This is a genomic window from Pseudomonas sp. GW822-FHT06B12, assembly GCF_058799675.1.
The window spans coordinates 172,932-196,211 of sequence record NZ_JBXALR010000001.1 but is presented as its reverse complement, the minus strand read 5'-3'; the positions used below and the strand labels follow the sequence as shown (position 1 = coordinate 196,211).

General features: G+C 59.9%; 22 protein-coding genes and 1 pseudogene. 8 read left to right on the top strand and 15 right to left on the bottom strand.

The window, feature by feature from the left end; genetic code table 11:
* Positions 1-290 precede the first annotated feature (290 nt).
* Positions 291-1,502, top strand: coding sequence for a patatin-like phospholipase family protein (locus tag AC1RKH_RS00965; protein WP_493060721.1), 1,212 nt, complete (start codon positions 291-293; stop codon positions 1,500-1,502).
* Between the two features lie 84 nt (positions 1,503-1,586).
* On the opposite strand, the gene AC1RKH_RS00960 is transcribed toward AC1RKH_RS00965, so the two are convergent.
* On the bottom strand, positions 1,587-1,928 hold the full coding sequence (locus tag AC1RKH_RS00960; RefSeq protein WP_123425503.1) for a winged helix-turn-helix transcriptional regulator: 342 nt from the start codon (positions 1,926-1,928) through the stop codon (positions 1,587-1,589).
* 97 nt (positions 1,929-2,025) lie between these two features.
* On the opposite strand from AC1RKH_RS00960, the gene AC1RKH_RS00955 reads away from it, so the two are divergent.
* Both AC1RKH_RS00955 and AC1RKH_RS00950 read left to right on the top strand, forming a co-directional pair.
* Positions 2,026-2,352, top strand: coding sequence for a nuclear transport factor 2 family protein (locus tag AC1RKH_RS00955; protein WP_493060720.1), 327 nt, complete (start codon positions 2,026-2,028; stop codon positions 2,350-2,352).
* Positions 2,352-3,131, top strand: a complete 780-nt coding sequence (locus AC1RKH_RS00950) for an SDR family oxidoreductase (RefSeq protein ID WP_493060719.1) — start codon at positions 2,352-2,354, stop codon at positions 3,129-3,131. The genes AC1RKH_RS00955 and AC1RKH_RS00950 overlap by 1 nt, the downstream gene beginning before the upstream one ends.
* Before the next feature lie 156 nt (positions 3,132-3,287).
* Here the strand turns inward: AC1RKH_RS00950 and AC1RKH_RS00945 are convergent, their stop codons facing one another.
* Positions 3,288-4,142 carry a LysR family transcriptional regulator gene (locus AC1RKH_RS00945; protein ID WP_493060718.1) on the bottom strand — a complete coding sequence of 285 codons (855 nt, stop codon included), beginning with the start codon at positions 4,140-4,142 and terminating at the stop codon, positions 3,288-3,290.
* Between the two features lie 107 nt (positions 4,143-4,249).
* On the opposite strand from AC1RKH_RS00945, the gene AC1RKH_RS00940 reads away from it, so the two are divergent.
* Entirely contained in the window at positions 4,250-4,891 is a 642-nt protein-coding gene (locus AC1RKH_RS00940; protein ID WP_123425507.1) for an FMN-dependent NADH-azoreductase, read from the top strand.
* Positions 4,892-5,008: 117 nt separating this feature from the next.
* Here AC1RKH_RS00940 and AC1RKH_RS00935 read toward each other — a convergent pair whose 3' ends face one another.
* On the bottom strand, positions 5,009-5,389 hold the full coding sequence (locus AC1RKH_RS00935) for a RidA family protein (protein ID WP_123425508.1): 381 nt from the start codon (positions 5,387-5,389) through the stop codon (positions 5,009-5,011).
* A gap of 134 nt (positions 5,390-5,523) precedes the next feature.
* Here AC1RKH_RS00935 and AC1RKH_RS00930 point away from each other — a divergent pair, with 134 nt between their 5' ends.
* Positions 5,524-6,189, top strand: a complete 666-nt coding sequence (locus tag AC1RKH_RS00930) for a pyridoxamine 5'-phosphate oxidase family protein (RefSeq protein WP_493060717.1) — start codon at positions 5,524-5,526, stop codon at positions 6,187-6,189.
* A 53-nt stretch (positions 6,190-6,242) separates the two neighbouring features.
* On the opposite strand, the gene AC1RKH_RS00925 is transcribed toward AC1RKH_RS00930, so the two are convergent.
* On the bottom strand, positions 6,243-7,199 hold the full coding sequence (locus AC1RKH_RS00925) for a LysR family transcriptional regulator (RefSeq protein WP_493060716.1): 957 nt from the start codon (positions 7,197-7,199) through the stop codon (positions 6,243-6,245).
* Between the two features lie 141 nt (positions 7,200-7,340).
* Here AC1RKH_RS00925 and AC1RKH_RS00920 point away from each other — a divergent pair, with 141 nt between their 5' ends.
* The 3 genes and pseudogenes from AC1RKH_RS00920 to AC1RKH_RS00910 all read left to right on the top strand — a co-directional run bounded on the left by AC1RKH_RS00920 (position 7,341) and on the right by AC1RKH_RS00910 (position 10,102).
* Entirely contained in the window at positions 7,341-8,798 is a 1,458-nt protein-coding gene (locus AC1RKH_RS00920) for an MFS transporter (protein WP_493060715.1), read from the top strand.
* Between the two features lie 94 nt (positions 8,799-8,892).
* A complete protein-coding gene (locus AC1RKH_RS00915) occupies positions 8,893-9,744 on the top strand; it encodes a CAP domain-containing protein (RefSeq protein WP_493060714.1) in 852 nt (283 codons plus the stop codon).
* 144 nt (positions 9,745-9,888) lie between these two features.
* Positions 9,889-10,102, top strand: a pseudogene (locus tag AC1RKH_RS00910) (DUF1059 domain-containing protein).
* Positions 10,103-10,149: 47 nt separating this feature from the next.
* Here the strand turns inward: AC1RKH_RS00910 and AC1RKH_RS00905 are convergent.
* From AC1RKH_RS00905 to AC1RKH_RS00855, 11 genes are read right to left on the bottom strand one after another with little or no spacing between them, the layout of a single operon-like run.
* Positions 10,150-11,325 carry an OmpA family protein gene (locus AC1RKH_RS00905; protein ID WP_493060713.1) on the bottom strand — a complete coding sequence of 392 codons (1,176 nt, stop codon included), beginning with the start codon at positions 11,323-11,325 and terminating at the stop codon, positions 10,150-10,152.
* Positions 11,326-11,349: 24 nt separating this feature from the next.
* Positions 11,350-11,790 (bottom strand): type VI secretion system baseplate subunit TssE, encoded by a 441-nt coding sequence (gene tssE, locus AC1RKH_RS00900; RefSeq protein ID WP_493060712.1) that lies wholly within the window; start codon positions 11,788-11,790, stop codon positions 11,350-11,352.
* 3 nt (positions 11,791-11,793) lie between these two features.
* Entirely contained in the window at positions 11,794-12,330 is a 537-nt protein-coding gene (gene tssJ / locus AC1RKH_RS00895) for a type VI secretion system lipoprotein TssJ (RefSeq protein WP_493060711.1), read from the bottom strand.
* Positions 12,311-13,408, bottom strand: coding sequence for a type VI secretion system baseplate subunit TssG (tssG, locus tag AC1RKH_RS00890; protein WP_493060710.1), 1,098 nt, complete (start codon positions 13,406-13,408; stop codon positions 12,311-12,313). The genes tssJ and tssG overlap by 20 nt, the downstream gene beginning before the upstream one ends.
* On the bottom strand, positions 13,372-15,138 hold the full coding sequence (gene tssF / locus AC1RKH_RS00885) for a type VI secretion system baseplate subunit TssF (RefSeq protein WP_493060709.1): 1,767 nt from the start codon (positions 15,136-15,138) through the stop codon (positions 13,372-13,374). Before tssF ends, tssG begins: the two co-directional genes overlap by 37 nt.
* Before the next feature lie 24 nt (positions 15,139-15,162).
* Positions 15,163-16,749, bottom strand: coding sequence for a type VI secretion system protein TssA (gene tssA / locus AC1RKH_RS00880; RefSeq protein ID WP_493060708.1), 1,587 nt, complete (start codon positions 16,747-16,749; stop codon positions 15,163-15,165).
* Complete coding sequence (locus tag AC1RKH_RS00875) at positions 16,746-20,120, bottom strand: ImcF-related family protein (RefSeq protein ID WP_493060707.1); 3,375 nt, start codon at positions 20,118-20,120, stop codon at positions 16,746-16,748. The genes tssA and AC1RKH_RS00875 overlap by 4 nt, the downstream gene beginning before the upstream one ends.
* 9 nt (positions 20,121-20,129) lie before the next feature.
* Positions 20,130-21,362 (bottom strand): hypothetical protein, encoded by a 1,233-nt coding sequence (locus AC1RKH_RS00870; RefSeq protein ID WP_493060706.1) that lies wholly within the window; start codon positions 21,360-21,362, stop codon positions 20,130-20,132.
* A 2-nt stretch (positions 21,363-21,364) separates the two neighbouring features.
* Positions 21,365-21,628 (bottom strand): PAAR domain-containing protein, encoded by a 264-nt coding sequence (locus tag AC1RKH_RS00865; protein ID WP_493060705.1) that lies wholly within the window; start codon positions 21,626-21,628, stop codon positions 21,365-21,367.
* Between the two features lie 49 nt (positions 21,629-21,677).
* Entirely contained in the window at positions 21,678-22,250 is a 573-nt protein-coding gene (locus AC1RKH_RS00860; protein WP_493060704.1) for a hypothetical protein, read from the bottom strand.
* The gene (locus AC1RKH_RS00855) at positions 22,225-23,202 is read right to left on the bottom strand and encodes a hypothetical protein (RefSeq protein ID WP_493060703.1); all 978 of its coding nucleotides are present in this window, start codon (positions 23,200-23,202) and stop codon (positions 22,225-22,227) included. Before AC1RKH_RS00855 ends, AC1RKH_RS00860 begins: the two co-directional genes overlap by 26 nt.
* Between the last annotated feature and the right edge of the window lie 78 nt (positions 23,203-23,280).

Below are 23,280 nucleotides of genomic sequence, written 5' to 3'. Positions count from 1 at the left end.
AGGAATGTAGAGCTTGAGTGATCGCTCGCCTGCCTGGGTTGATTGTGTTGTTTGGTGATAGATCACGTTCTGCCCCTTAACCTGGAGATTTCAAAGGCGTTCATATAGAACCTGAAGCCCGCGGCCAATGAGTTTTTTTATCATGTAAAGGAGCGCAAAATGAGCTACCTGGCGTTCGAATGACGTGTCGCAGTCGGCTGGCGTGTAGTCATCTCGGGCACCATGGGTAAGGACTTTCTCGGGTACGATGAGCGCGCTTGCTGTCGACTGCAGGGGCCGGAGGAGGCGTTTTGAAACCATTCCCGCTCAGACCTCGCGCCTCAACTCTGAACATGTTCCTGCAAGGGGGTTTGCCACGCCGTGACGCTGTGCCGCAAACGTTAACGGAAAAAGCGGTCATCCCAGGCATTCCCAATGCTCGCTACTGGTTGGACCACGACCTGACTCTGTTCATTCAGGATGCAATTGAGGGCAACAAACGCGAGAGCGAGGCTCTCGCCAGGGCTGGGAAACCGAACAACATCCTGCCGCTGGCAAATATGCTGGCGGTTTCGGGAGGCGGTGACGCAGGCACATTCGCAGCGGGGCTCATTACGGGGTGGACCACGCATGGGACTCGCCCCATGTTCAAGGTCGTCACGGGCATTAGCGCGGGCGCCCTGCTCGCCCCGTTCGCTTACCTGGGATCCGAGTACGACGACGTCATCAGGTATATCGCCAACGCCATCGGTCCAAAAGACGTTTTTCATTCGCGAAACGTGCTAACCCGTCTTGCTAGCGACGGTATAGCGGACAGCAAGCCACTGTCGCGGCTCATTACAAAGTACGTCACTGCGGAGATTCTTGCGGCGATTGCGTCGGAATACGCCAAAGGACGAATCCTGCTGATCGGCACAACCGACCTTGATTCAGGGCGGCCAGTCACTTGGAACATGGGCACTATTGCCTCTAGCGAAGCACCGGGAGCGCTCGACCTCTTCCGCAACATCATGATCGCGTCGATGAGTATTCCCGGCGCAGTCTCACCCGTCATGATCGATGTGGACGTTGACAGCAAACAGTTTCAGGAAATGCACGTGGACGGCGGGGTAATCACTCAGGTGTTCCTTTACCCACCTGGCACCAGGATGGCGCTGAACAGAGCCACCGGAGCACCTTTGCGACTCGAACGTCATTTCTATGTCATTCGTAATGGGACACTGGAGCCGCAGTGGTCTGGGACGAAACGCCGTACATTGAGTATCGGCGGTCGAGCCATCAGTGCATTGATTCAAACTCAGGGCATCAGCGACCTGGAGCGAATTTACCGTATGGCGCAGCAGGATGGAGCGGATTTCAATCTTGCGTACATTGGCTCCGACTTTAACTTTGCGCACAATCAGAAATTCGATGGCGAATACATGAAGCGTTTATTCGATTACGCCTTTCAACTCAGCGCGAAGGGCTATCCGTGGCATAAATCGCCGCCCTCGGAAATCACTAAACGACGAAACACCCGCTGAACGATTGAGCCAATCTGTTGCATCGATCGGTTGAGTCCGCAGTCGATTGCAGCCTCTCATGTGAGGCTGCGAAACCTCGGGGGCTCAAGCATCTGGATTGAGCGTCTCCCTAAGTTCCGCCCATTGCAATAGTGCATCCAATGCCGGACACAGTGCCTGGCCCCACTCTGTCATGCGATATTCCACTTTAGGCGGCACTTGCGGATAGACAGTGCGATGCACAATGCCATCCGCTTCCAACTGGCGTAACTGCTGAGCGAGCATCTTCTGGGATATCTCGGGGATTAGCTTTTCCAGCTCGGAAAAGCGTTGCACCTGGCCACCGAAGAGGTGGAACAGGATCACCAATTTCCAGCGGCCTTCGAGTTGCCGGAGCACTGCTTCCACGCTGCAGGCCGCGGTCGACGGGGTATAAATCTCTCTCATATTTACCTAACTTACTTTTTCGTGGGTTCTTGCCATTTGGTAAGCCTACAGCGAGCATGTGGGTGAAGCCATCCTCACATCAGCGAGGAAATACGCCATGAAAATCGAATTGCCTGAATCAATCGCCAGCTACCTTGCAGCCGAAAAAAATACCGACATCAAGATACTGGAGCGCTGCTTCGCCACGGACGCCACCGTGCGCGACGAAGGCCACACCTACAAGGGACTGGAGGCTATCAAAACCTGGAAGCAAGCCTCGCAGGCCAAGTATCAATACAGCATCGAGCCATTGAGTAGCTCGCAGAAAGGACTGACCGTCACCCTGCTCGCTCGGCTAAGCGGAAACTTTCCTGGTAGCCCCGTCGAGCTCACCTACACCTTTGTACTCGACGACAGCAAGATCGCATCCTTGGAGATCCGCTAATGAGCATCGCACTGGAACTCGAAGGCCGCCGGGCATTGGTCACCGGAGGAACCAAGGGCATTGGAGAAGCCGTCGTCAGCCGCTTACGCGAGGCTGGCGTAAAAGTCCTGGTAGCGGCGCGTTCGCGTCCCGAGCACCTGCCCGAGAACATCTTCGTCTCGACGGACATCACCACCAGCGAGGGATGTGCCAGCGTCATTGATGCCGTCCATGATCGTCTCGGCGGGCTCGATATCATCGTTCATGTCGCAGGTGGATCATCGGCTCCCGCCGGTGGCTACGCGATGCTCGATGACCAGGAATGGCAACGGGCTCTGGACCTGAACCTGCTCTCGGCAGTTCGCCTCGACCGAGCACTACTGCCCATGCTGCTCAAGCAGGGTTCGGGCGTCATCATCCATGTCACTTCTATCCAGAACCAGCTGCCGCTACCTGAATCCACCCTGGCGTATGCCGCTGCCAAGGCCGCGCTTTCGAACTACAGCAAGGGTCTTTCCAAAGAGGTCAGCCCCAAGGGCGTGCGTGTGGTCCGGGTGTCACCGGGATGGGTGGAGACGGAGGCCTCAGTCGCCTTTGTGAAGGAAATCGCGAGGCAGAACGGCACCGATTATGAGGGTGGCCGCCACATCGTGATGGGCTCGCTGGGAGGTATCCCGATCGGACGCCCCGCCAGACCAAAGGAAGTCGCTGATCTCATCGCATTCCTTGTCTCGCCGCTTGCGAGCTCCATTACTGGCACCGAATATGTGATTGATGGTGGAACAGTTCCGACCGTGTGACGCGGTTCTTTAGTCAGCATGAATTGTGGCGTGCCCCGTACCGGCTTGCCTTCACTTCTCTGAGTGAAAGACAAAGCGTGAAAGTGAAAAAAGTAAATCTGTGTTCTGTCGCTTGAGCGCCGCAATGGGTCGACAGCAACCCTACGCGAATGACTGTCAAACCCTCCGCGTGGAGCAATACTCCACAATGAGCTGAGTGACCGCCGCCACAATCGGCTGATCCGCTTCAGGAGAGGTAAACAACCGAAATTGCGCATCCGGCAGATCCGGCAACCCGTGCTCGCCCCCAAGAACCGTCAGTCCTTGTCCCAACTGACTGAGTGTCATGGGCGCTACCGCGAAGCCTGCAAGCGCCGCCGCCCGCAACCCGGCAGCGCTGCTGCATAACATCGCCGTGCGTTGGGCGATCCCCGCCTGAGCCAGCCGCGTCAGCGCTATTTCTCGATAAGGGCACGGCTCGGGGAACAGGGCCAGCGGCAACGGCGTCGGTAACTCGGTGACGGATTGCGCCGACCAGGCCCACACCAGCGGTTCTTGCCACAGCAGCAGCCCCGCTTCGCTGGTTTCGCATAGAGAACCGATGACCAGCTCAAGATGGCCTTGCTTCATCAGGTTCAGCAACGTGCCAGGAATACCCACCTGCACGTCGATCTCCATGCCCGGGTACTGCGCCGCGAAATCCTGAAAAGTGCGCAGTAACCGCGATTCGACAAAATCCTCGGACACCCCGATCCGCAGCCGTCCGTGAAACGGCGTGCGCGTCAGTTCTGCCCAGGCATCACGGTTCAGTACAAGGATCGTGCGCGCATAAGAGAGCAGGCGCTCGCCATCGGGAGTCAATTGCTGGGAGCGGGTGGTACGCGTCAACAGGGGTTTACCAATCTGTTCTTCCAATCGCCGCACGTGGCCACTGACCGCAGACTGAGTGAGGTGCAGCTTCTGGGCTGCGCGGCTGAAGCCTTCTTCATCGACGACAGTGACAAATGTTTTGAGCAGCAGAGTATCGAACATAGTTTTATACGTGATCAATGGCGTATTAATTTACGATTTATATTTCAAATCCAACTATGTTGCAATGCGCCCACCTGCCCTATCTCCCCCACTACTCGAGGCGTGCCATGACTACTCTTCTGCATATTGAATGTTCTCCACGCAAGCAGCGTTCGGCCTCTCTTGAAGTCGCCCGCAGCTTCATTGCGCGTTATCAAGAACACGCCCCAGACACCGAAATCATCACGCTCGACCTTTGGAACATGGCTTTACCGGAATTCGATGATCTGGCAATGGAGGCCAAATACGCCGGACTCAATGGCACGCCCTTGACCCCCGCACAACAAGACGCCTGGAACACGTTGAAAGAGTTGGCAGATCACCTGCATCGCTCGGATGTGCTGGTGATGTCCGTACCGCTGTGGAACTTCAGCATCCCGTACAAACTCAAGCACTTCATCGACCTGGTATCGCAGAAAGACATCCTGTTCAGCTTTGACGCGGAGCGCGGCCTGGAGGGCATGCTTTTCAACAAAACCGCTGTGGTGATGTACGCCCGTGGCCTGGATTTTTCGGCGCAGTCGATCACCCCGGCAACGCGCTTCGACTTTCAGAAGCCCTATGTTGAAGCCTGGCTGAAATTTGTCGGCGTGACGGATGTGCATTCGGTGATTGTCGAGAAAACCATCATGGGCGAAGACGTTGATCGCAGCGCGCGCGAGGCCGCGACTCAACAGGCCAGGAGATTGGCAGATAGTATTTGTCGCTGAGTCTTCAGAGCCTCTGCATTGTCGCGGCGTAACGCTTGATCACCACCGTGTGCTGCCCGGTGGCGGCCGCTCGCTGAGCGGGGCCGCCGGACACGCTCACGGGATAAGCCTGCGCGCTCAGCCCTTGGCTGCCATCGCGGTGACTTCCACGCGCATGCCTTCAACTGCCAGGGCGGCCACGCCAACGGCGGCGCGAACCGGCCAGGGCTTGGCGAAGAAGCGCTGATAGACCTCGTTGAAAGCGGCGCGGTCGGCCATGTCGGTGAGGTAGATGGTCAGATGCAGGACGCGGTCCATGGAACTGCCGGCGCGCTCCAGCGCTACCTTGAGCGCCTGCAGAGTGCACTCGCTCTGCAGGGCGATACCGCCCAGCTCCAGGCTACCGTCGGCGCGGGTGGGGATCTGGGTGGAGACCAGCAGGCCACCGAAACCGGCGACATCGGATGAGATGGATTCCGGGTCGGGGTCGGGGATGAAGGTGAGGTCGTGGTTTGCCATGGGGATCTCTTGTTTGAGGTGGTAAAGGGACGGTCGTGCAGGGAGCGGCCAGCCCCCCGGAGAGTCATTGCGGCGACCGGATGACCTTATAGGGAGGTATTCACAATAGTGGGTAAAGCCGTTCCCGCTAGCTTTTGATTGAAAATCAGAACACCTTTATTTTCCAGAACCTGAACGGCTGCCTTAGCCGTTTGCCAGCGTCGATGATCAGTTTAAAACCAGCAATAAACATTTATCCGCTCAACACCTTACAACGTTGTATCGCCTTATTGAGCAATCTATGGCTGCCTCCCTATGGAAGAGAGCTTATGCAGACCGACAAGACCGAATCACTTCTTCACATAGCCCGCAGCATCGTTGCCAAAGTGCCGTATTGCATGGCAATTACCGTTACCGAAGCGGGCCATGCGAATGCTCGTATCGTTGAACCCTATTCATTGAGCGAACACTGGTCGGTGCGTTTCCTGACGGGGCGGCAATGTCGCAAGGTCCAGGAAATGCAACACACTGGGCGAATGACCCTGTCTTACCAATGTGATGAAGATCATGCGTACGTGACACTGCTTGGACAAGCAAAAATGCTGGATCACGACCCGGCACTCAAGAGCACGTTGTGGCGGAAGAATTCAGACGTGTGGTTCCCTGGCGGACCATTTGACCCGGACGTGGTGGTGATCGAATTGCGGGTCGAGCAGATTGAATTGTGGTGTCTAAAACTCGGCGTGGCCCCACCTCCGGTCGGCCTGCAAGCTGCAATCCTGAAACGCGATGGCGCCGAATGGATTACGTTGGTGAGCTGAACACAAAGACCATTCCCCACGTTGCACACAAGCATCCTGCAAGAGCTGACACCTCATCCTGCCCAGTCCCCGGAAATAACAAAGCCCGGCGCGCCTGAGTCTGTAAACGAATCGCTGCACTGCTGCGCACACACTTCCCGAAGGCACCCACGCAACCAGCGATGCGCCAGGTCGGCATCCAGCCGTGGATGCCAGAGCATTGAGACGGTGAACGTCGGTATGGCGAGTGGAAGCGTGAAGCTGTGCATGCCGACGCGCAGGTTGGCGGTGTGCCGTTCAGGGACGCTGGCGATCAGGTCCGTGGCCCGGGCGAGAGCCAGCGCGGTCGAAAAGCCGGCGACGATGGTCAGCACTTCCCGCGCAAGCCCGAGCGGCTTCAAGGCTTCATCGATAGGTCCCTTGTCGAGCCCCCGCCGGGAGACGTAAATGTGCCTGCCCGCCGCATAACGGGCGGGCGTGATCTCGCCTTGGCTCAGTGGGTGCCCCATGCGCACGACGCCAATGAAACGGTCCCGGAACAACGCTTGCGTACGTATCTCCGGGCCATAGTCGTTCCCCACCACCCCCGTTTCCAGATCGACGTTCCCGTCGCGAAGTGGCGTGCTGTCTTTATCGGGCTTCTGCACGAAGCGCAGCCGCACGCCGGGCGCTTGCTCGCCAACGCGGGCAATCAGTGGCGCACCGAAACTCTCCACAAACCCTTCACTGGTGCGCAGCGTGAACGTGCGGACCAACTGGTCGAGGTTGAGCTTTTCAGCAGGACGTAAAACCGCCTCGGCGTCCTGCACGAGCTGACTGACCTGCTCGCGCAGTTCAAGCGCTCGAGGGGTGGGAACGAGACCACGTCCGGCCCTGACCAACAGTGGATCGCCGGTCGTTTCACGCAGTCGCGCCAGCGCCCGACTCATCGCCGACGGACTCAGCCGCAAGCGCTTCGCTGCGCGCGCAACGCTGCCTTCTGCGAGCAGCACATCAAGGGTGACCAACAAGTTGAGATCAGGTGTCGACATGTATCGCCCCTGGAATGGCGCAATGGTGATAGCGCGTCAAACGCACGAATAAAGTGCAAATGCTGCGTCTTCCGCCATGTTATGCGCAGGCGTAGATTTCTGACAGCTCCGTTTCGGGAGTTGCCAGACAAAGGGGACATGATGAAGCCAATCATTGCAGGACGCGTTGAGGCAGCAGCAGAACGCTCGCAACAGACACCTTCAGCTCGGTGGGCGCTCGCCAGCCTTTCGCTATCCATGCTGCTGTCCTCGCTTGGCACCAGCATCGCCAATGTTGGCTTGCCGACGCTGGCACAGGCTTTCAACGCCTCCTTCCAGGAAGTCCAATGGATCGTTATCGCGTATCTCCTGGCCATCACCACCCTGATCGTCAGCGTCGGACGGCTCGGTGACATTACTGGTCGTCGACGACTGCTACTGGGCGGAGTCCTCCTGTTCACGCTGGCCTCGGCGCTGTGCGGCTTCGCGCCCACGCTCTGGCTGCTGATTGCCGCCCGGGCGCTGCAGGGTCTCGGCGCCGCCATCATGATGGCCCTGACCATGGCCTTTGTCGGCGAGACGGTTTCGAAGGCAAGGACCGGTAGCGCCATGGGCTTGCTCGGGACGATGTCTGCGATGGGTACCGCGCTGGGGCCATCGCTCGGCGGCGTGCTGATCGCCGGCCTCGGTTGGCGGGCGATCTTCCTGATCACCGTACCGCTGGGACTCCTGACGTTTCTGCTCGCGCAGCGCTACCTGCCGGCCGATAGCCAAACGCCGAAGACTGTTCGGGCCGGCTTCGATCCTTGCGGCACACTGCTGCTGGTTCTGACGCTTGCGGCTTATGCGCTGGCCATGACGATTGGGCGCGGCAGTTTCGGTCCGCTGAACATGGCCCTGCTGATGGCTGCGGTGTTTGGTGCAGGCTGCTTCGTGCTCGTCGAAGCGAAAGTCGCATCACCGTTGATTCGAGTGGCGATGTTCCGCGATCCCGTGCTGAGCGGGAGCCTTGCCATGAGCGCGCTCGTGTCGACGGTGATGATGGCGACGCTGGTGGTCGGGCCCTTCTATCTCGCGCATGCGCTCGGGCTTGACGCTGCTCTTGCTGGACTTGTCTTGTCGGCCGGGCCGCTTTTCGCGGCGCTGGCCGGGGTGCCCGCAGGTCGCCTTGCGGACCGTTTTGGCGCTCAACGCATGACCCTCTTCGGACTCATCGCAGTGGCAGCCGGCTGCCTCAGCCTATCGGTGATCCCGGAGTCGTTCGGTATCTGCGGCTACATCGCCCCCATGATCGTCATCACCATCGGCTACGCACTGTTCCAGACGGCCAACAACACCGCGGTCATGACCGATATTCCCCCGGATCAACGCGGCGTTATCTCCGGCATGCTCAACCTGTCGCGCAATCTCGGGCTGATCACCGGTGCATCCGTGTTGGGCGCGGTGTTCGTACTCGCATCGGCGACGACCGACAGCACAACGGTAAGTCCCCAGGCGGTTGCCAGCGGTATGCGGATCACCTTTGCTGTCGCACTGGCGCTGATCACCGCTGCGCTCGTCATCGCGCGGGGATCCCGAGCTCTGGCAACCCGCCCTTCTCTCCCCGCTGACGTCTCATGACGCCGAAGACAAAATCGGCTTCAGCATAAAAAGGCATTGCACTGGGTGGGGTTCATTCGCGCATCATGAGCGCAGTCAGCTCAAGGAGAGTTCCATGCGCGTCATATCATCCGTTATGCATCTTGCTGCGTTTTCGCTGGGACTGGTGTTCGTCGCCACGGCCACGGCGACTGAAGAGACACAACTGGTCGAGTCGATCAATACCTACCGCAGCCAGGTGCAGCGCTGCGCAGGCCAAGTGTCGCAGGAGCTGCCACCGCTTGCGGCCGACCCGCGCCTGATCCTGTCCGGCAACAATGTCGGTGACCTGCAACAGGCACTGGCGCGTACGGCTTATCCGATGGTCAGCGTACAGGCGATCACGTTGTCCGGGCCGCGAGATGCGCAATCGGCCATGAAAGCCGTAAGCGAAAGCTTCTGTCAGGTGGTGCTGGACCCGCAGTTCGTCGATATCGGCGTCAGCCGCGAGGGAAATGCATGGCGTATTGTGCTGGCGCGTCCGCTGTTGACCGGCCGCCTGGGCGACTGGCAGGCGGAAGGACAGAAGCTGCTCGACCTGATCAACACTGCCCGCAAGCAAACGCGCCAGTGCGGCGCTCAATCCTTTGCCGCCACGCAACCACTTGCCTGGAGCGCCACGCTGGCGACGGCTGCCCAGACCCACACCCGTGCCATGGCCAATAACAACTTCTTCGACCACAAGGACCGCGATGGCCGCACGCCGGGTGATCGGGCTGAACTGGCAGGCTACGCCGGCCAGCAGATCGGCGAGAACATCGCCGCCGGGCAAGACACCGTACGCAAGGTGGTCGATGGCTGGCTGACCAGCCCCGGTCACTGCGCCAACCTGATGAACCCGCAGTTCCGCGAGCTGGGCGCGGCTTATGCGATTGATCCGAAAAGTGACGCGGGGATTTACTGGACGGCGATGTTCGGTACGCCTTAAGTGCCTTTGGCGATCCTGCGATCGACCTATACTTTATGGATTAGCAAACTCGATGCGACGCGCAATCGTGTTTGATGGACTTCGTGGCGTATCGAGCAGTCGTTCACGCAGGTGCAGGCCTGCCTTCGTATGGAGGAGCACATCATGACGCGCAAATACATCGATTGCCGCGAATTTCCGAGCGCAACCAAGTGTTCTGTCGCGCTGTCCGCCGATTCTGAAAAGGAATTGCTGGAAGCCGCCGCGCAGCATGCAGTCACGGTTCACAAGCACGTCGATTCGCCAGAACTACGCGCACAACTGAAGACCATGTTTCACGATGGCACACCGCCCGCTTGAAGCACCGCGCCGCGCGTAACACAGGAAATCTGTCGGGGAATGTCTGACCGCCTGCGGGGCTCATCTTTATGAGCCCCGCAGTTCAATAGCGGGCTGCACACAGGCCCCCACTTGTGGCACCAGACGGATATCGACACGACGGTTGGCCGTGCGTCCAGCCTCAGTGTCATTGCTGGTGATCGGATCGCTGGCAGCGAACCCTTGGACCGCGAAGCAACTGTCGGGGATGTCGCCCATGCGTTGCATCCAGCCACGCACGGCAGAAGCGCGGGCGTGAGACAACTGAAGATTCTGCTCAGCGCTTCCCGTGGCATCGGTATGCCCGGCGATAACGATCAGCCAGCCTGGCCGGGCCTTGATGTCGACCAAGGCGCTGACCAGCACCTTGGTCGAGCCAGACTTGAGCTCGGCACTGCCGGCATCGAACAGTGACAGGCTGTCCAGACGCACTGGTTCAGCAATAGTCTGTTCCTGCTGAAAGATGCTCACGAGGCGGTACACACCATCACTGTCCGGACCTGTCAGCCAGACCCTCCACCATAATCCGCTGGCCAGGGCGATCGTAGCGGTCACTGCAAACAGCCACAGGGTGATACGACGCCTCGTTGTTTTCGGACTTAAACCCGACGGTGGTAGATAGGGGGCCGGCAGGATCACAATAGGCATCACGAATGCCGGTTCAGGTCCCCTCATCGACTGCGGTAATATCTTGCTCAACGAATTGTTTTGCTCCAGGCGTTGGATCAGGCTGGCGACCTGCTGACGCAGAGCCTGCAACGTGACCAGAGGAACTTGCGTCAGGCGATCCAAGCGCGTGTTCAAAAGTTCCAGTTCAGTGTCCAGATGCACAAGCGCTGGCAGACTCTGTGTATTCCGTTCCACGCTACGCAGCAACGGCTGCAGTTGAGCGAACAACCAAGCCAGGATATCCAGGCGCACTGACGCCTTACTCGGCCACAAGCGCGGCCATTCGCAAGCAAGCGCCTCTATCAGCGCCACCCCCTGCGCCATGCCATCCAGGCCGTGTCGTTGGCTACGAGCCAGCGTGAAAGAGGCCACGGTTTGCAGTTCCGCCCCGTTCTTCTGGAATAACGTTAGACACAACTGCTCCACCTTGGCCCAATCCACATCCGGACAAGCCCGGTGGCTCAGTTTGGCCAGTTCATCACGTAGCGCCGTAAACTCGGCAAAGCTACGCGGATCACCGCCTACTCGAATACGCATTTCAAACAAGGCCGACATCCAGCATCCTTTCCGTTAGAGGTTTCACGACTTCGACAGGTAGTTCTGCCGCTTCAGGTGACGCACCAACACTTTGCCCTCGGGCGCCAGGGTTGTGCCGAAGGTCACCCGCCTGCCCCCTTTCAGTTGCATGTCCAGGGTATATTCCAAATGACCTGGTAGATCCTGCGGCAGCAGTTCGATGCTCACTGCTGCCATACGCGGCTCGTACTTGAGCAGGGTCTCGGCCATGGTGCTCATCAGCCCATGCGCCGTGGCGGGCAGGCCTTGCAGGATCAGGCCCATATCCGGCAGACCGTAGTCCGGCAGATGACTGAGCGTGCCGGCTCGACTGTTGAGAATGCGTTGCAGATTGTCGAGCACCGACAGGATGTACTGGTCCTCTTCGCCGACTTGATGCAGGTCCAGCTCGCCGTCGAAATTCTGCAGGAGCATTTCGTAGAGCGAAGGGTTGAGCTCGGTCATGGTTCAGTCCTTCACCACAGGTCGCAGGGTCAACCGGTTGTCCCCCAGTTCGATCACGCGTGCCCGGTCCGGATCCAGGTCATCGCGACTCAATGTCAGGCGCCATGTGTTTATCCGGGTATCCAGCGTGCGAAATAACGCCACCACCACGACGAACTGCGCGTCCTTGTGCATGGGGACGTTCAATTGTGTCCCCCCCTCGGGTTTCACCACCACTGCCTGCTTGTCGAGCAGGTCGGCGCTCAGCAGGCTATCGTCATTGCTGAGCAAACGGTCGTAAGTAGCCTGCTCCACTACCTTGCTATCGCGCAGCTGATACACCCGCACCAACGTCGGCACTGACAACGCGCTCATGTCCGTCGCATCGATGTTCATCGCCGCTCGACCGCTAAAGTCCAGGTGCAGGGTTTTCACCTGCTTGTAGAAGATCGCCTTGGCAGTGGATGCAGTGGTGTCTGTCACGGTCTGGGTCAGCCCACAACCGCCAAGCAGTGCAGCGAGCGTCGCCAGCACCCATGAATTACAAACGGTACGCGACATGCTGTATCTCCCTATTCTGGGGGTTGCTTTGCAGGCCTTGGTACCGGCCCAAATTTATCGTGATGGTGTCGTGCTCTGTGACCTGCCAGGCCTCGCTGCCCAAACCCAGCACAGCGGTCATGCCCAGCCGTACCGGCGCTCGCCCCAGCACCGGTTCCGGCAGGCGGTGTACCGGCAGCGACAACTGCAGCTTTGCGGTGCAACGCCAGCCCAGATACACACGCAACAGCACCAGCAGGTCGTTATGCAACTGGGCACCCGGCAACCAGCCAAGGGCCTCCTCTCGGTCCTCCGTGAACAGCGCCAGGTGCAACTGGCTGTTGGCGTCGTGTCCGACACTGCCCAAGAGCGTGCCTTGGGACAAACTCACCGGGCAACTCGTGGACAGGCTGGCCGGATGCGCCAGGGCAATTTTCTGCGGCCAGTGTGGGGTCACCCGTGCCCTGGTGTTGGGCGCCAACAGCTTGACCAGCGCGATGATGCCTTCGGCGTTACGGGTGGGCAGACGCATCACACCGAGCAGCGCCAGGAAGCGCGACATCGGTGTACCAATCTGGTTGGCGGTGCCGGGAATCCCCAGGCCGATCAGCCCCAGCAGGCACTGCGAGGTTGCATCGGTACCGCCTGCCTCGAACGTGGCCGGATAGGAGTACTTGCGCCAAATACGGTAGAACTGCGTGAAGATCCGGTGATTGAAAATGTCGAGGAAGGCTTCCAGTGCCTCATGCCCCTCCCGACGCTGGGCGATATCGTCCAGAAAAGCCGTCGGCAGCGGCGAGTCGATGCCGTACAGGCCAAGCAGACGGGTGCGCACGGTGGCCGGATGCTCTGGGGCATCCGCGTCGGTTTCAATAGCTTTCAGTTCGCCAGCAGGAAATCCCATGCCAGGGTCGGGCCGAAAGCGTACGGAGTCATCCGCCGGGTGCGCGGTGCTGCCCAGTTTTGGGTGATTCGGCAATGCCTGTTCCAGCAGTTGGCAGAAGCGATACAGATTGGCCTCAGCCACCCGCCCCTTCAATGTCTCCAGTAAACCGCTGGCCTTTAGCCGGGAATACGCTGACTGTGGTTCTCGTTCCATCGCAGGCACTTTCCAGTAGGTTGCAAGATCAGCGTGAGCTGGGTGTACAGGTGAATGTCGGCGTACAAACAAAAGAAGCGGTTGAGCATCTCGCCGAACAGGCTGATGTCACCCTCGCCAGAAAAGCCATTGGCATCCAGAGTGACTTCGATATCCACCCCGCGTAGCAGGAAGCCTTTCTCAAAGCGCTGGATCAGGTGATGGCTCACCTCGACAATCGCCGCCAGCCGGCGTCGGTTCAGCTCGCTGCCCGTCCAGTCGTACAGCGCCAGGGTGCCTCGCAATACCTCGGCGCTATCGAGCATCGGCAGGAAATTCGAGCCCAGGTGGCTGAGCACTCGCCAATGAAAACGGTCGCGATTCGGCGGGTAGCACGGCAAGGTCGGCGCACACAGGTTGCGTACCCGCAAGCCGGCCTGGGTGGATTGCACCAGGGTATCGAGCAACGTGCTTTGCAGCGCCTTGCGCGGCAACTGCCCATGGGTCCCGGTCAGACACAACGACAGGCTTTCGCTCTCGAGCAACCGATCCTTTTCAAAGCCCTCGCCTCCCAGGATCAGCCAGGTGTCATGCAGACCATTGGCGCCACGCTTCAAACGCGTATGGAAGTAGCGCTCAGGCGCCTCATCACGCAGCATTCCGCCCTTGTGACGAAAGCTGGTGAATGGCACAAAGTCTTGCCGCTCGGCGTTTTTCGAGGCGGTGACCCGATCCACCGAATAAATCTCGGTATGACCGTCCTGCAAACGCATGGGCCGCAGCAGGTAGTCGGTTTGCAAGGGCACCAGGGTCAGCGGGTCGGCGTCCAGCGGGAACAGATTGATCACCGGTACGGCATGCAGGCGAATATGCTCGGTGCTCAGATCAAACGCATGAGGCCAAGGCTCGCGAAGCACCGCTTCGAGTTCGAACCAGGCCGTACCCGGAGCGATGTCCAGTTGTTCCAGCCCACAGAGGGTCACGAACATGAACTTCTCGCGAAAGGTGAAATATTCCAGCAGCAATTGATAACCGCTGAAGGCGCTGTCGCCCTTAGGCCACAGGCGATCTTCCTCGGCGAAACCCCTGGGTGCAAAATGGCCGTCCAGCAACTGACGATCAAACTCCGGCAGGCGCACATACAACGCCTGAGCGTTCAGGGTCAGCGCCTGATGCAGCGCACTGGCCAGCGGGGCATCGGCATTCAGATACAGCGGTATCCGACTCAGGTCGATTTGACTCCAGTCCGTCAACGCGCCGCAGGCAAAACGCAGACGCAGCAGCGAGCGACCGTCCGGCTCGTGAGCAAGTCGTACAGACTCCAGAGCCAATGGTTGCAGCGTCAGATCCTGGGTGGTGGTATAGCGGCAACGAGTGCCCTGCGGCCCGATGGGCTGCGACAGCACTTCAAAGCCTGTGGCGATCAGCTCGCTATGCTTCATCTGCTCGAGTTCGGGTGCCAGCTCGACAATCGACAGCGAGGGAATGGTGCGCAGGTAATGCGGCCATAACAGGCTGACCAGGCCTTCAGTCAGTTCCGGCAGGTCATCGTCGAGCTTCTCGCGCAGTCGTCCCATCAAGAAGGCAAAGCCCTCGAACAGACGTTCCACATAGGGATCGTGCGCTCCCGGTTTATCCAGGTTCAACTGCGCCGCCCGATCGGGGAAGGCGTCTGCAAACTCCTTGCCGGCCTCGCGCAGATAGCGCATCTCGGCGTCGAAGTAACGCAGTGTCAGATTGTCCATGCTCAAAGAAAGGATCCTGATGAATGAGGGTTAGCCGCAGAGCACTGCGGCGCGTACCGGGTCAATGGCCACCAGCGCCGCCAACAACGCCTCCATCCGCCGAGCCAGGGAGGGTTTGTCGACATCGTTGCGCTGCGCTTTCAAGCGCAATAGCTTGAGCAGACGGGCCTTGACCTCGAAATTCAGTTCGGGCTCCCACTCAGCCAGAGCCTGGCGCTGTGCAATGGCATCCAATTCGCCCAGCAGGTGGATGGCCAGATCACTCTTGCCGTATTGCTCGGCCACCCGCGCCATCAGCAGGCGCAGCAACCAGCGCTGCCGCCCTGTGTGTACGCCGGGGCGCGCGGCCAGCCAGGCCAACGCCTGATCCACGCCGTCGCTGTCGGCCTGTGCCAGGGCTTCGCCCTCCAGTGACAGAATCTCGGCATCGCCGGTTGTCGGCGCCACCACCGATGCGGGTAGCCACTGCTGAGGGCGATTGCCACTGACGTGCTGGGTGATCCACTCGCGGGTGGCCTCGTCGGCGAAGGGGCTGCCGTCGCTCCACCACAGCCCTTCCAGGCCCGGCAGGCGTTCGAGGAACATACCCAGATCACGCTTGACGATATCGGCCCAGCAGTTCTGGGGGGCGGGTTGTTTGCTCAGCGCCTGGTACAGGTACCACTGCAGGTCCAGCCAGAAATGGTTCACGCCCTCGGCATACACCCGCTCGATCTGATCGAGCAATTCAGTCCAGCTCTGTTGCAGATACAACCGCTTGAGCTGTGCCCGATAGTCGCCACGCGGCGGCGCCAGGCGAGTATTGCCGTTGGCTTCCTGGGACGGTGCCTGGTGCACGGTGTCCCAGCGCAGGCTCTTCATCAACCGGTGGGCCGCCAGCCAGCCCTGAGGCTGCTCGCGCAGATAACCCGCCAGGGCCCGGCCACTGTCCAACAAATCGCGCCCGGATTTGATGGACGCGGCGGTCGGTGCGCCCGTTTGAGCGTTCGACTCATGACTGGCACTGTTCTGCGGCACCAGCGCATCCACCCCGCCGGACTGCGCCAGCCTGGCGGACAACGCGCCGTATAGTGCATCCAGCGCGGGACGCTGATTTTCCGGCCAGGCCGCCAGGCCATGCTCCAGCCAGGCCAGCGCCGCCACCGTGCGCTCAGCCTCGCCCTTCACCACTTCCGGATACCGCGACAGGCTGTCCAACACCTTGCTGCAGGTCAGCCACTCCAGAGCCATCTTGCGGCTGTTGGGCCGTGCGGGCAGCACCTCGGCCGCGTAACGTTCAACCAGTGCGGCCAGCAAGCTCAGACCGTCGGCCAGCCCCGCCTCACCGTCCTTGTGCAAGCGCGCCCAAAGATAATAGGTGGCCACACGCAGATCCTTGCAGGTGTGAGTCAGGAGCTGCTGCGCCAGTTGCACCACCCGTTCCGCATCCGCCCCGGACAGTTTGTTGACCTCTTCACGCATGCGCTGGAAGTCATCGTCGTATCCCGGATCCTCGCCTACCGGCGAGTCAGCGTTGATGGGCTGTAACCAGGATTGCCAGCGTTCTGCCTGAACACGGGCAAGGGACAGGGCATCGCGCTCACCCAGGCAACGAGCGATCAACGTGCGCAGACTCATTCAAACCTCCCGTTTTGCGCATAGGGCACCGCTGCACCGCTCTCGTTGAGAAATATCTGCGGTGGCAGCTTGAAGTCCCGCAGCTTGAGCAGGGCCAGCGGTCCCGCGCCGAGTTCGGTGCGTAAATGCCAGGTCAGGCCCAGGCCATCGGGCGCCTTGAGGACCATGCGGTAGTGGCTGTCGCCGTCGTCCAACGGAGTGATGTGGGCTTTCTCCAGCAAGCGGATCAGCCCCCAGGTGCCCTGGTAATCGCCGAACAGGCGCTCGCCGGTATGAACGCTGGTCCAGCTCAGGCTCGTGCCGGGATAGTCGCTGCGGCCTGGCCAGCTGAAACGTTGCCAGCTTTCCTTCTGGTTGAAGTAGTGATGTTGCTCGCCATTGAGGATGAAGGTGGTTTGCACCACGTCGCGCACGGCTTTGCCCCGCAGTTCGAAACTCAGCCCCATGCCGCCATCGGTGTAGAGCACATCGGCCAGGTGGCTGAGCTGATTGATCGCCGTGAGAAATTTCGGGTTGAAACGCAAGCCCTGGCTATGGCGCGGATCGGCCACCCAACGGCTGCCTTCCTTGCGTAAGACCCCGCCCAGTTCACGCTGCAAAAACTGCTCGATGCGACCGGAGCCAGCCCGGATCATCTGCCCCAGCATCGGCAATGAAGCGTCGCTGGCGGTGGCTGCAAAGGGGTAGCGGCCGGCGAAGGCGCTGTGCCAGTCGCGGATGACGGCGCGCTGCCACTGGCTGTTGAGGCCCGCAGCCGAGGGTTGCAGCACGCGCTGCCAGGCCTGCTCCAGCGGCTGCACAAAGAGGGTCTGAGCGACCCCGCTCCATTCCGCCCCCAGGCTGGCGGCGATCAGGCTGCCATAGGACTGGGTGTCGGTCAGGTCGACGTTCTTGCCCTGAAACACGGTCTGCGCAAGGGCCTGGGTCATTGCCTGCGGATCGGGCGCATGGCTCACTTGCTGTAATTTCAGGCGCACGCGCGTGACCCGGGTGAGGAACGCCTGCAGGCTCAGCCTGTCGTTGCGGCTCTTGCCTTCGGGGTCTTCAGGATCCTTGCCCAACAAGGCCAGCAAGGGCCCAAAGGTGGCGTCCAGCGGGCTGCCCGGTCCCTGCGCCTGCTGATCGATCACCGCCACCTTGTCCTGCGCGATCAGCTTCTGCGCCGACTTCATCAGTGAGTCGGTCAAGGCCTGGCTGCGGGTTCCGGCCTGGCCCTGATACGACAGGGTGTTCATCAGAGCGATCAGCGGCGACTGGCGCACATCGCTCATCAAGGTCAATTGGTCGATCACCTCGGCCAGGCTAGCGGCCTGATGCCAGCGCAGGCGGTTGAGGAAGGTCAGCCAGGCGCTGCTGTAGTCCTGAAAGTAGCGTTCGGTGAGGCGCGTTCTGAGTATGTCCGGGGTCAGCTCGGCGGCGAGGTCGACGGGGTTATCGCTGAGCACCCAGTCGATTTCCTCGCGACGTGCCTCGGCAATGTCGTCGATGGCCTGACGCACCTGGCCCTCCCAGGCCTGACGGGTGAACACCCCCGGTACGCTGGCCCTGGTGGCGAACAGCGCCGGGGCATCGGTGTCGCCGACCATCTGTGGCAGGCTCATCGCCGGGTAATGGTTGGCCGCTGCGTCAAGGACCTTCTGGTACAGGCTGGCTTCGGCATTGCGCTGGCCCAACTGGCCGAGCAGGACCTGCCGGGCTTGAGCGACCAGCGTCGGGTCGGCCTCGATGCGCCAGTCTGGGTGCGCGGCCAGATGCTCTGCGTAGAACGGCCAGAGACCCGGCGACAGCCCCGCCCGCGCAGGTTCGGCGTTGCCCAGCGCCTTGGCCAGGAAGACCGCGTCAACTTTCTCCGGACGCGCCATCATCAGGTAGGCCTTGAGTTGCTCGTAGGCGACGCGGGCACGCCTGGCGCGCTCGGGGCTGTCCGCAGGCAACTTGACCAGGGCACTGAGTTGCTGTTGCAGGTTGGCCGCTGCCGGGTCGCGCAGCAGCCGATTGTTGGCCTCGACATAGCGCGGCCACAGGGCCTCGAGCAGGGCCTGATTCTGGTTCAGACCAAAGCGCTGGTACCAGGGCACGCCGTGTTCGGCGCGGTAATCCAGACGCGCCAACTCGCGCACCAGTTCATTCAGCGCTTGCAGTTGCGCATCGCCGTTCCCCGACTGTTCGAGGGACACCCATGAGGTCTGCACCTGAGCGACCTGCGCGCGGTTGCTGACGAACGACAGCAGCAACCCTGCGCCCCACACCAGCGCAACACCCAGCACCAGCGCATAGCCGACCCGCGTGGCGGGCCAGCCCAGACGGCGGATGTGGCCGGCCTTGTCGCCAAGCACACCCGCCCAGGCCGGGTCCAGCGGCCAAACGTGCTCAAGCTCACCTTGGGCTTTGGGCCGCGCCGCCGGTAACGCCAGGCTGAACCATAGCCCGCGCAGCGGCACGCCACGGGCAAACTGACCGAGCAAGGGCGCGAGCGCCTGGCGCCAACGGGCCATGCCTTCGACCTGCAAATCGCGGGACAGGCGCCACAAAAAGTCATGGCCCAACGCTACCTGTACCTGCGCCAGGCCCTGCTGGCGCAAGGGTTCCAGCAACTGACCCAGGCTGCTTTCCAGTTCCTGAGCGGTAAACCGCGGGGACAACCGGCAACCGACCGGCTGCACTTCGCGCGTGGCCTGCGACCATTGACTGTCGCAGACCTGCCACAGGGATAGCGGCAACTGCCAGCGCAGCTCACGGGCCAAACCCTGCAGGCAACGCACGCCAGCGCCCATCGCCAGCGCATCGGCGCTCTGCGCTTTGTCCAGCGCCCAGACCACCCCGTCCAGCGCACGCCAGCGGCTCAGCCCGTGCCACCGCTCACGTAACGACTGATCCCGATTGGACTGCACACTGCCGCCCCACAGCAGCACCGTGTCCTGGCCTTCTTGCCAGTGCTCCTGGGTCAGGCCGGGGGCGATGGCTTCGATCTGCGCCGGCTCGCCGACGATCAGTAAAAGGCGGACTTTGTGGCGCCAGAAGAAGCCGTGGTGATCGCGCAGGTACGCGTTAACCGAGGCGACCCTTTGCGCAACCTGAGCATCTGGAGATTCAGCGAGGGTAGCGTGCGCAGGCTCGCGCAAATCATCCGCCTCCTGTCGGCGGTAAACCGAACGCCCCAACTGACGTCCCAGCAGATGGTAACCACCCAGGAACATCAGCACGACAAAGGTCGTAGCCGATATCACCAGCAGCCAAATTGTTTGCCGGTCACCACCGGACCGAATACCCAGCAACTCAGGGTGACGCCAAACCAGCACACCCAAGACCACACCAGTCAGCAACAGCACGCCGACCAGAACACCCAACCCTGCAGAGCGTCGAAAATGCATTCGAGATTCCTACGTTGAAAGCGGTGGCACAGGCGTCAAGACCATGCTCCAGAGCCCCGCCTCGACGGAGCCGCCACCACTGAAAATGAATTGCGGCCCAGCGCCGCGCTGAACGGTCTGCGTCGCGGCAGCGATGGCCAACCACGGTGACGCTGTGCCCGAATGCCCCAACAACGGATCCAGGTTGCAAAACCGCTGGTTGTGCTGCACCGGCATCGGTACTTGCGCCAGTACCGTGTTTATTGCCGCATCGCGCTGTGCATCAATCCCGGCCCGCCAGGCATGCCCGATTGATTTCGCTTGCAGCGGCACCCAGTCCAGAGCCTGGCGCGTGGCATGGAGCAACGCGTCGGTGGTCGGCTCGCGCTGCTCTTCGGGACGGTGAAGGTAGGCAAGCGGCGGCACAGTGGTTTGCGTCATCCGATTGCCTAGCAACAGCCCTGCCGCCACTTCTGCCGTACCTTCGGGCTGTCCCGGTGCAAACTGTAACGCCACCACCAGCAATAACGCCTGATCGGCAATGCGCTGGTCGAGCCACTGGTCCAGCGCGGCCGGTCCACTACTCTCCACGGGTACTGTCGACTGGCGGATACCGGACTCACTCCATGCCTGTTGCCAGGCTCGGCGCAACTGGTTCTCCGGCAAACAGCTATCGACCTCCAACAACAATGCCAGCGGCGTATCGTCAGCCACCTGCGCCAGGGTTTGTGAAAGGTCGTCAAGCACCTGCGCCAGCACCCGCAACAGCGCGAGTTCGGGGTCTTCATCCGCATCGCCAGACAAGCGACTATGGCGCAGCGTTGCTCCGCCCAGCCAGGACGGTTGAGTCTTGAGAGCCTTGGTCCCGCTCAGCAAGGCATCCAGTTGTGCTGCTGGCGGTTCCCCTGGCTTTCGAAGGGCGGTGTGCAGGCTCACACTCAACACTTGCTGGGAGCGTCGACCTCGACGAACTTTGCGGACCAAGTCCTCCTCGCGGGCGTCATCCCAACCATCGGCTGCGCGTTGTCGGCCGATGTACAGCAGTACTCGCCCGAAACCCAGCACGCACCAGCCCAAAAATGGCACGCCCAAGGCCAGCGCCCAGAAGCTGATTGGCTGCTGGCGCAACGCTTGAGTACCAAATATGAAGGTCAACCCCACACCCGATACCAAAAACAGCGGCAGCACGCCGAGCCAAAGCCAGACACGAGGACGTACTGGTCGCAACGCCAGAGCAGGGACTTGATCCAGTCTGACCGGCATGGCTAGCTCGCGCCTGCTTCAGGCAGCGACGAAATTAACGTGCAATCGCAACCACAGCGATGCCCGTGAAACGCGATCGGGACGCCATTGTCGCGAAACACCGGATGCCCCTCGACGATCTCCGTCTCGCCATGGCCTGGAATCGGGCAGCGCACCGGGTCACCCTGGCGCGCCACACCGATACCGCCGAACAGCATGGCTGTGGAGCCCGAGAGAACAGTGCCCTCTCCAGTCGTTTTGTCGCCAATGCGGATGATGCCTTTCATGTCCTTATTCCTTCTTTAAAAATAAACCGGGCAACTACTTGTTCTGGTTTTATTTACTCAAGACTTCCTGTGGCGAAAAAACACCGTCCTGCAGTACATAGTTCGTTGAGCTTAACGGCCGTCCAGCGGCATCAACATTGTCAAACCACTCAATGGAAAATCCTTTTGCATTCCATTGCACCGAAGAGAAATCGGAGTCTTGCGTTTCTTCTCCAGAATTCTGGCTTGCCATTGAAACAGAGCGTAGGCAACTACTCACCAAGACCCTTGCTTGCGCACTTAACGTTGTGCCTGTCACTTTATACACATAAAGCCAAACCTCGCTGCCCGCGCCACAAAACCCTCCAGGCTTACCAGGACTGGAGGATGACACCTGGAACAGCGAAATATAAAAACCGTCCTCAAGCTTATGTTTACTCTTGTCATAAAACACACCCTCCACATCGGAAAACAACTTCAGCTCATAAACACTTCCGTCTTCCATTTCCATATGCGCCCGCCCATCCTTATTGCCAACCCAAGGCATTGCAACACTTGCAAAAGCATTGCCCACCGCCACTAAAGCCAGCAACAAAACAACCGTGAGCCCTCTGAACTTACTGACCAAGAACATGATCGGCATAGCACACCCCCTTATACTCCCACGGGTGATCATCCGACTGTCCATCCTTGCCGTTCTTGTAGGTATCCTTATCTCGCTTACGCAGTTCAGCCTCCGTCTTGTCTTTGTTCTTCTTTTTATCCATCGACCAGCCAATATTCCCGGTATTGGAGTCGCACAAGACGTTCTTTTTCCTGACCCAGGACGTTGAAGCAGTGTCCCACTCATGATAGGAACCGCCATTCCAGCGGCTGAATACCTCATGCCGCAGTTGATCATCCGTATAAGCTCTGCCCGCCTGCCCAAGATATTTCCTGGCGGTCCGCACTTTGTCCTTATAAATAGAAGATCCCGCCAGGATATTGGTTTTCCAGTTCCACGCCTGTTCGTAGGACGGTGCAGGATTGGTCATTTGCGTGATACCGTAACCTTTATCGAAAGCAACAATTGGCTGACCATCAAACTCAATAAAGTGTTTAGAGTTGGTTTCCTGTTGCAGAAGTTTCTCGAAACCGGTCATATCTTCGAGGGTAGCGACATAGTTGGCAACACTCTCCGGGGTTGGATTCTGCCCCTTTATCACAACAGTTCTCACCAACGTCTTTTGACCGACGATCACCGTCACCGTCAGCTTGCCTCCAAGAATCTTTTCAGAAAAATTAGCCGTCCATACCCTGTTGCGACTGACAAACGCACCTGACTTCTTGAAGGTTTGCAGGACACCGCCCTTTCGCGCCCGCTCTTTCAACCCACTGGCTTTCGCCTTCCACTCAATCGCCCACGACCATTTACAATCGCCTTCGACTTGCGCCCGGAACTCGAAAATAATATCGGGTAGCGTGGCATCCTGCGTAATATTGAACACTTCATTTTCAGCCGGCGTTACCCATGCCAACGTATTTTCCGCTGACACAACCTTGATCACGGTGCTGTCAGTATTATTAGTACTACTCGCATGTTTTATTTGCTGCATGGCATCGCCCCCCTTTAAAAATGTGTCCGTGATGACATCTGAGCCTTTAAGTACAAGACCAAGAACAAAACGTTTGAA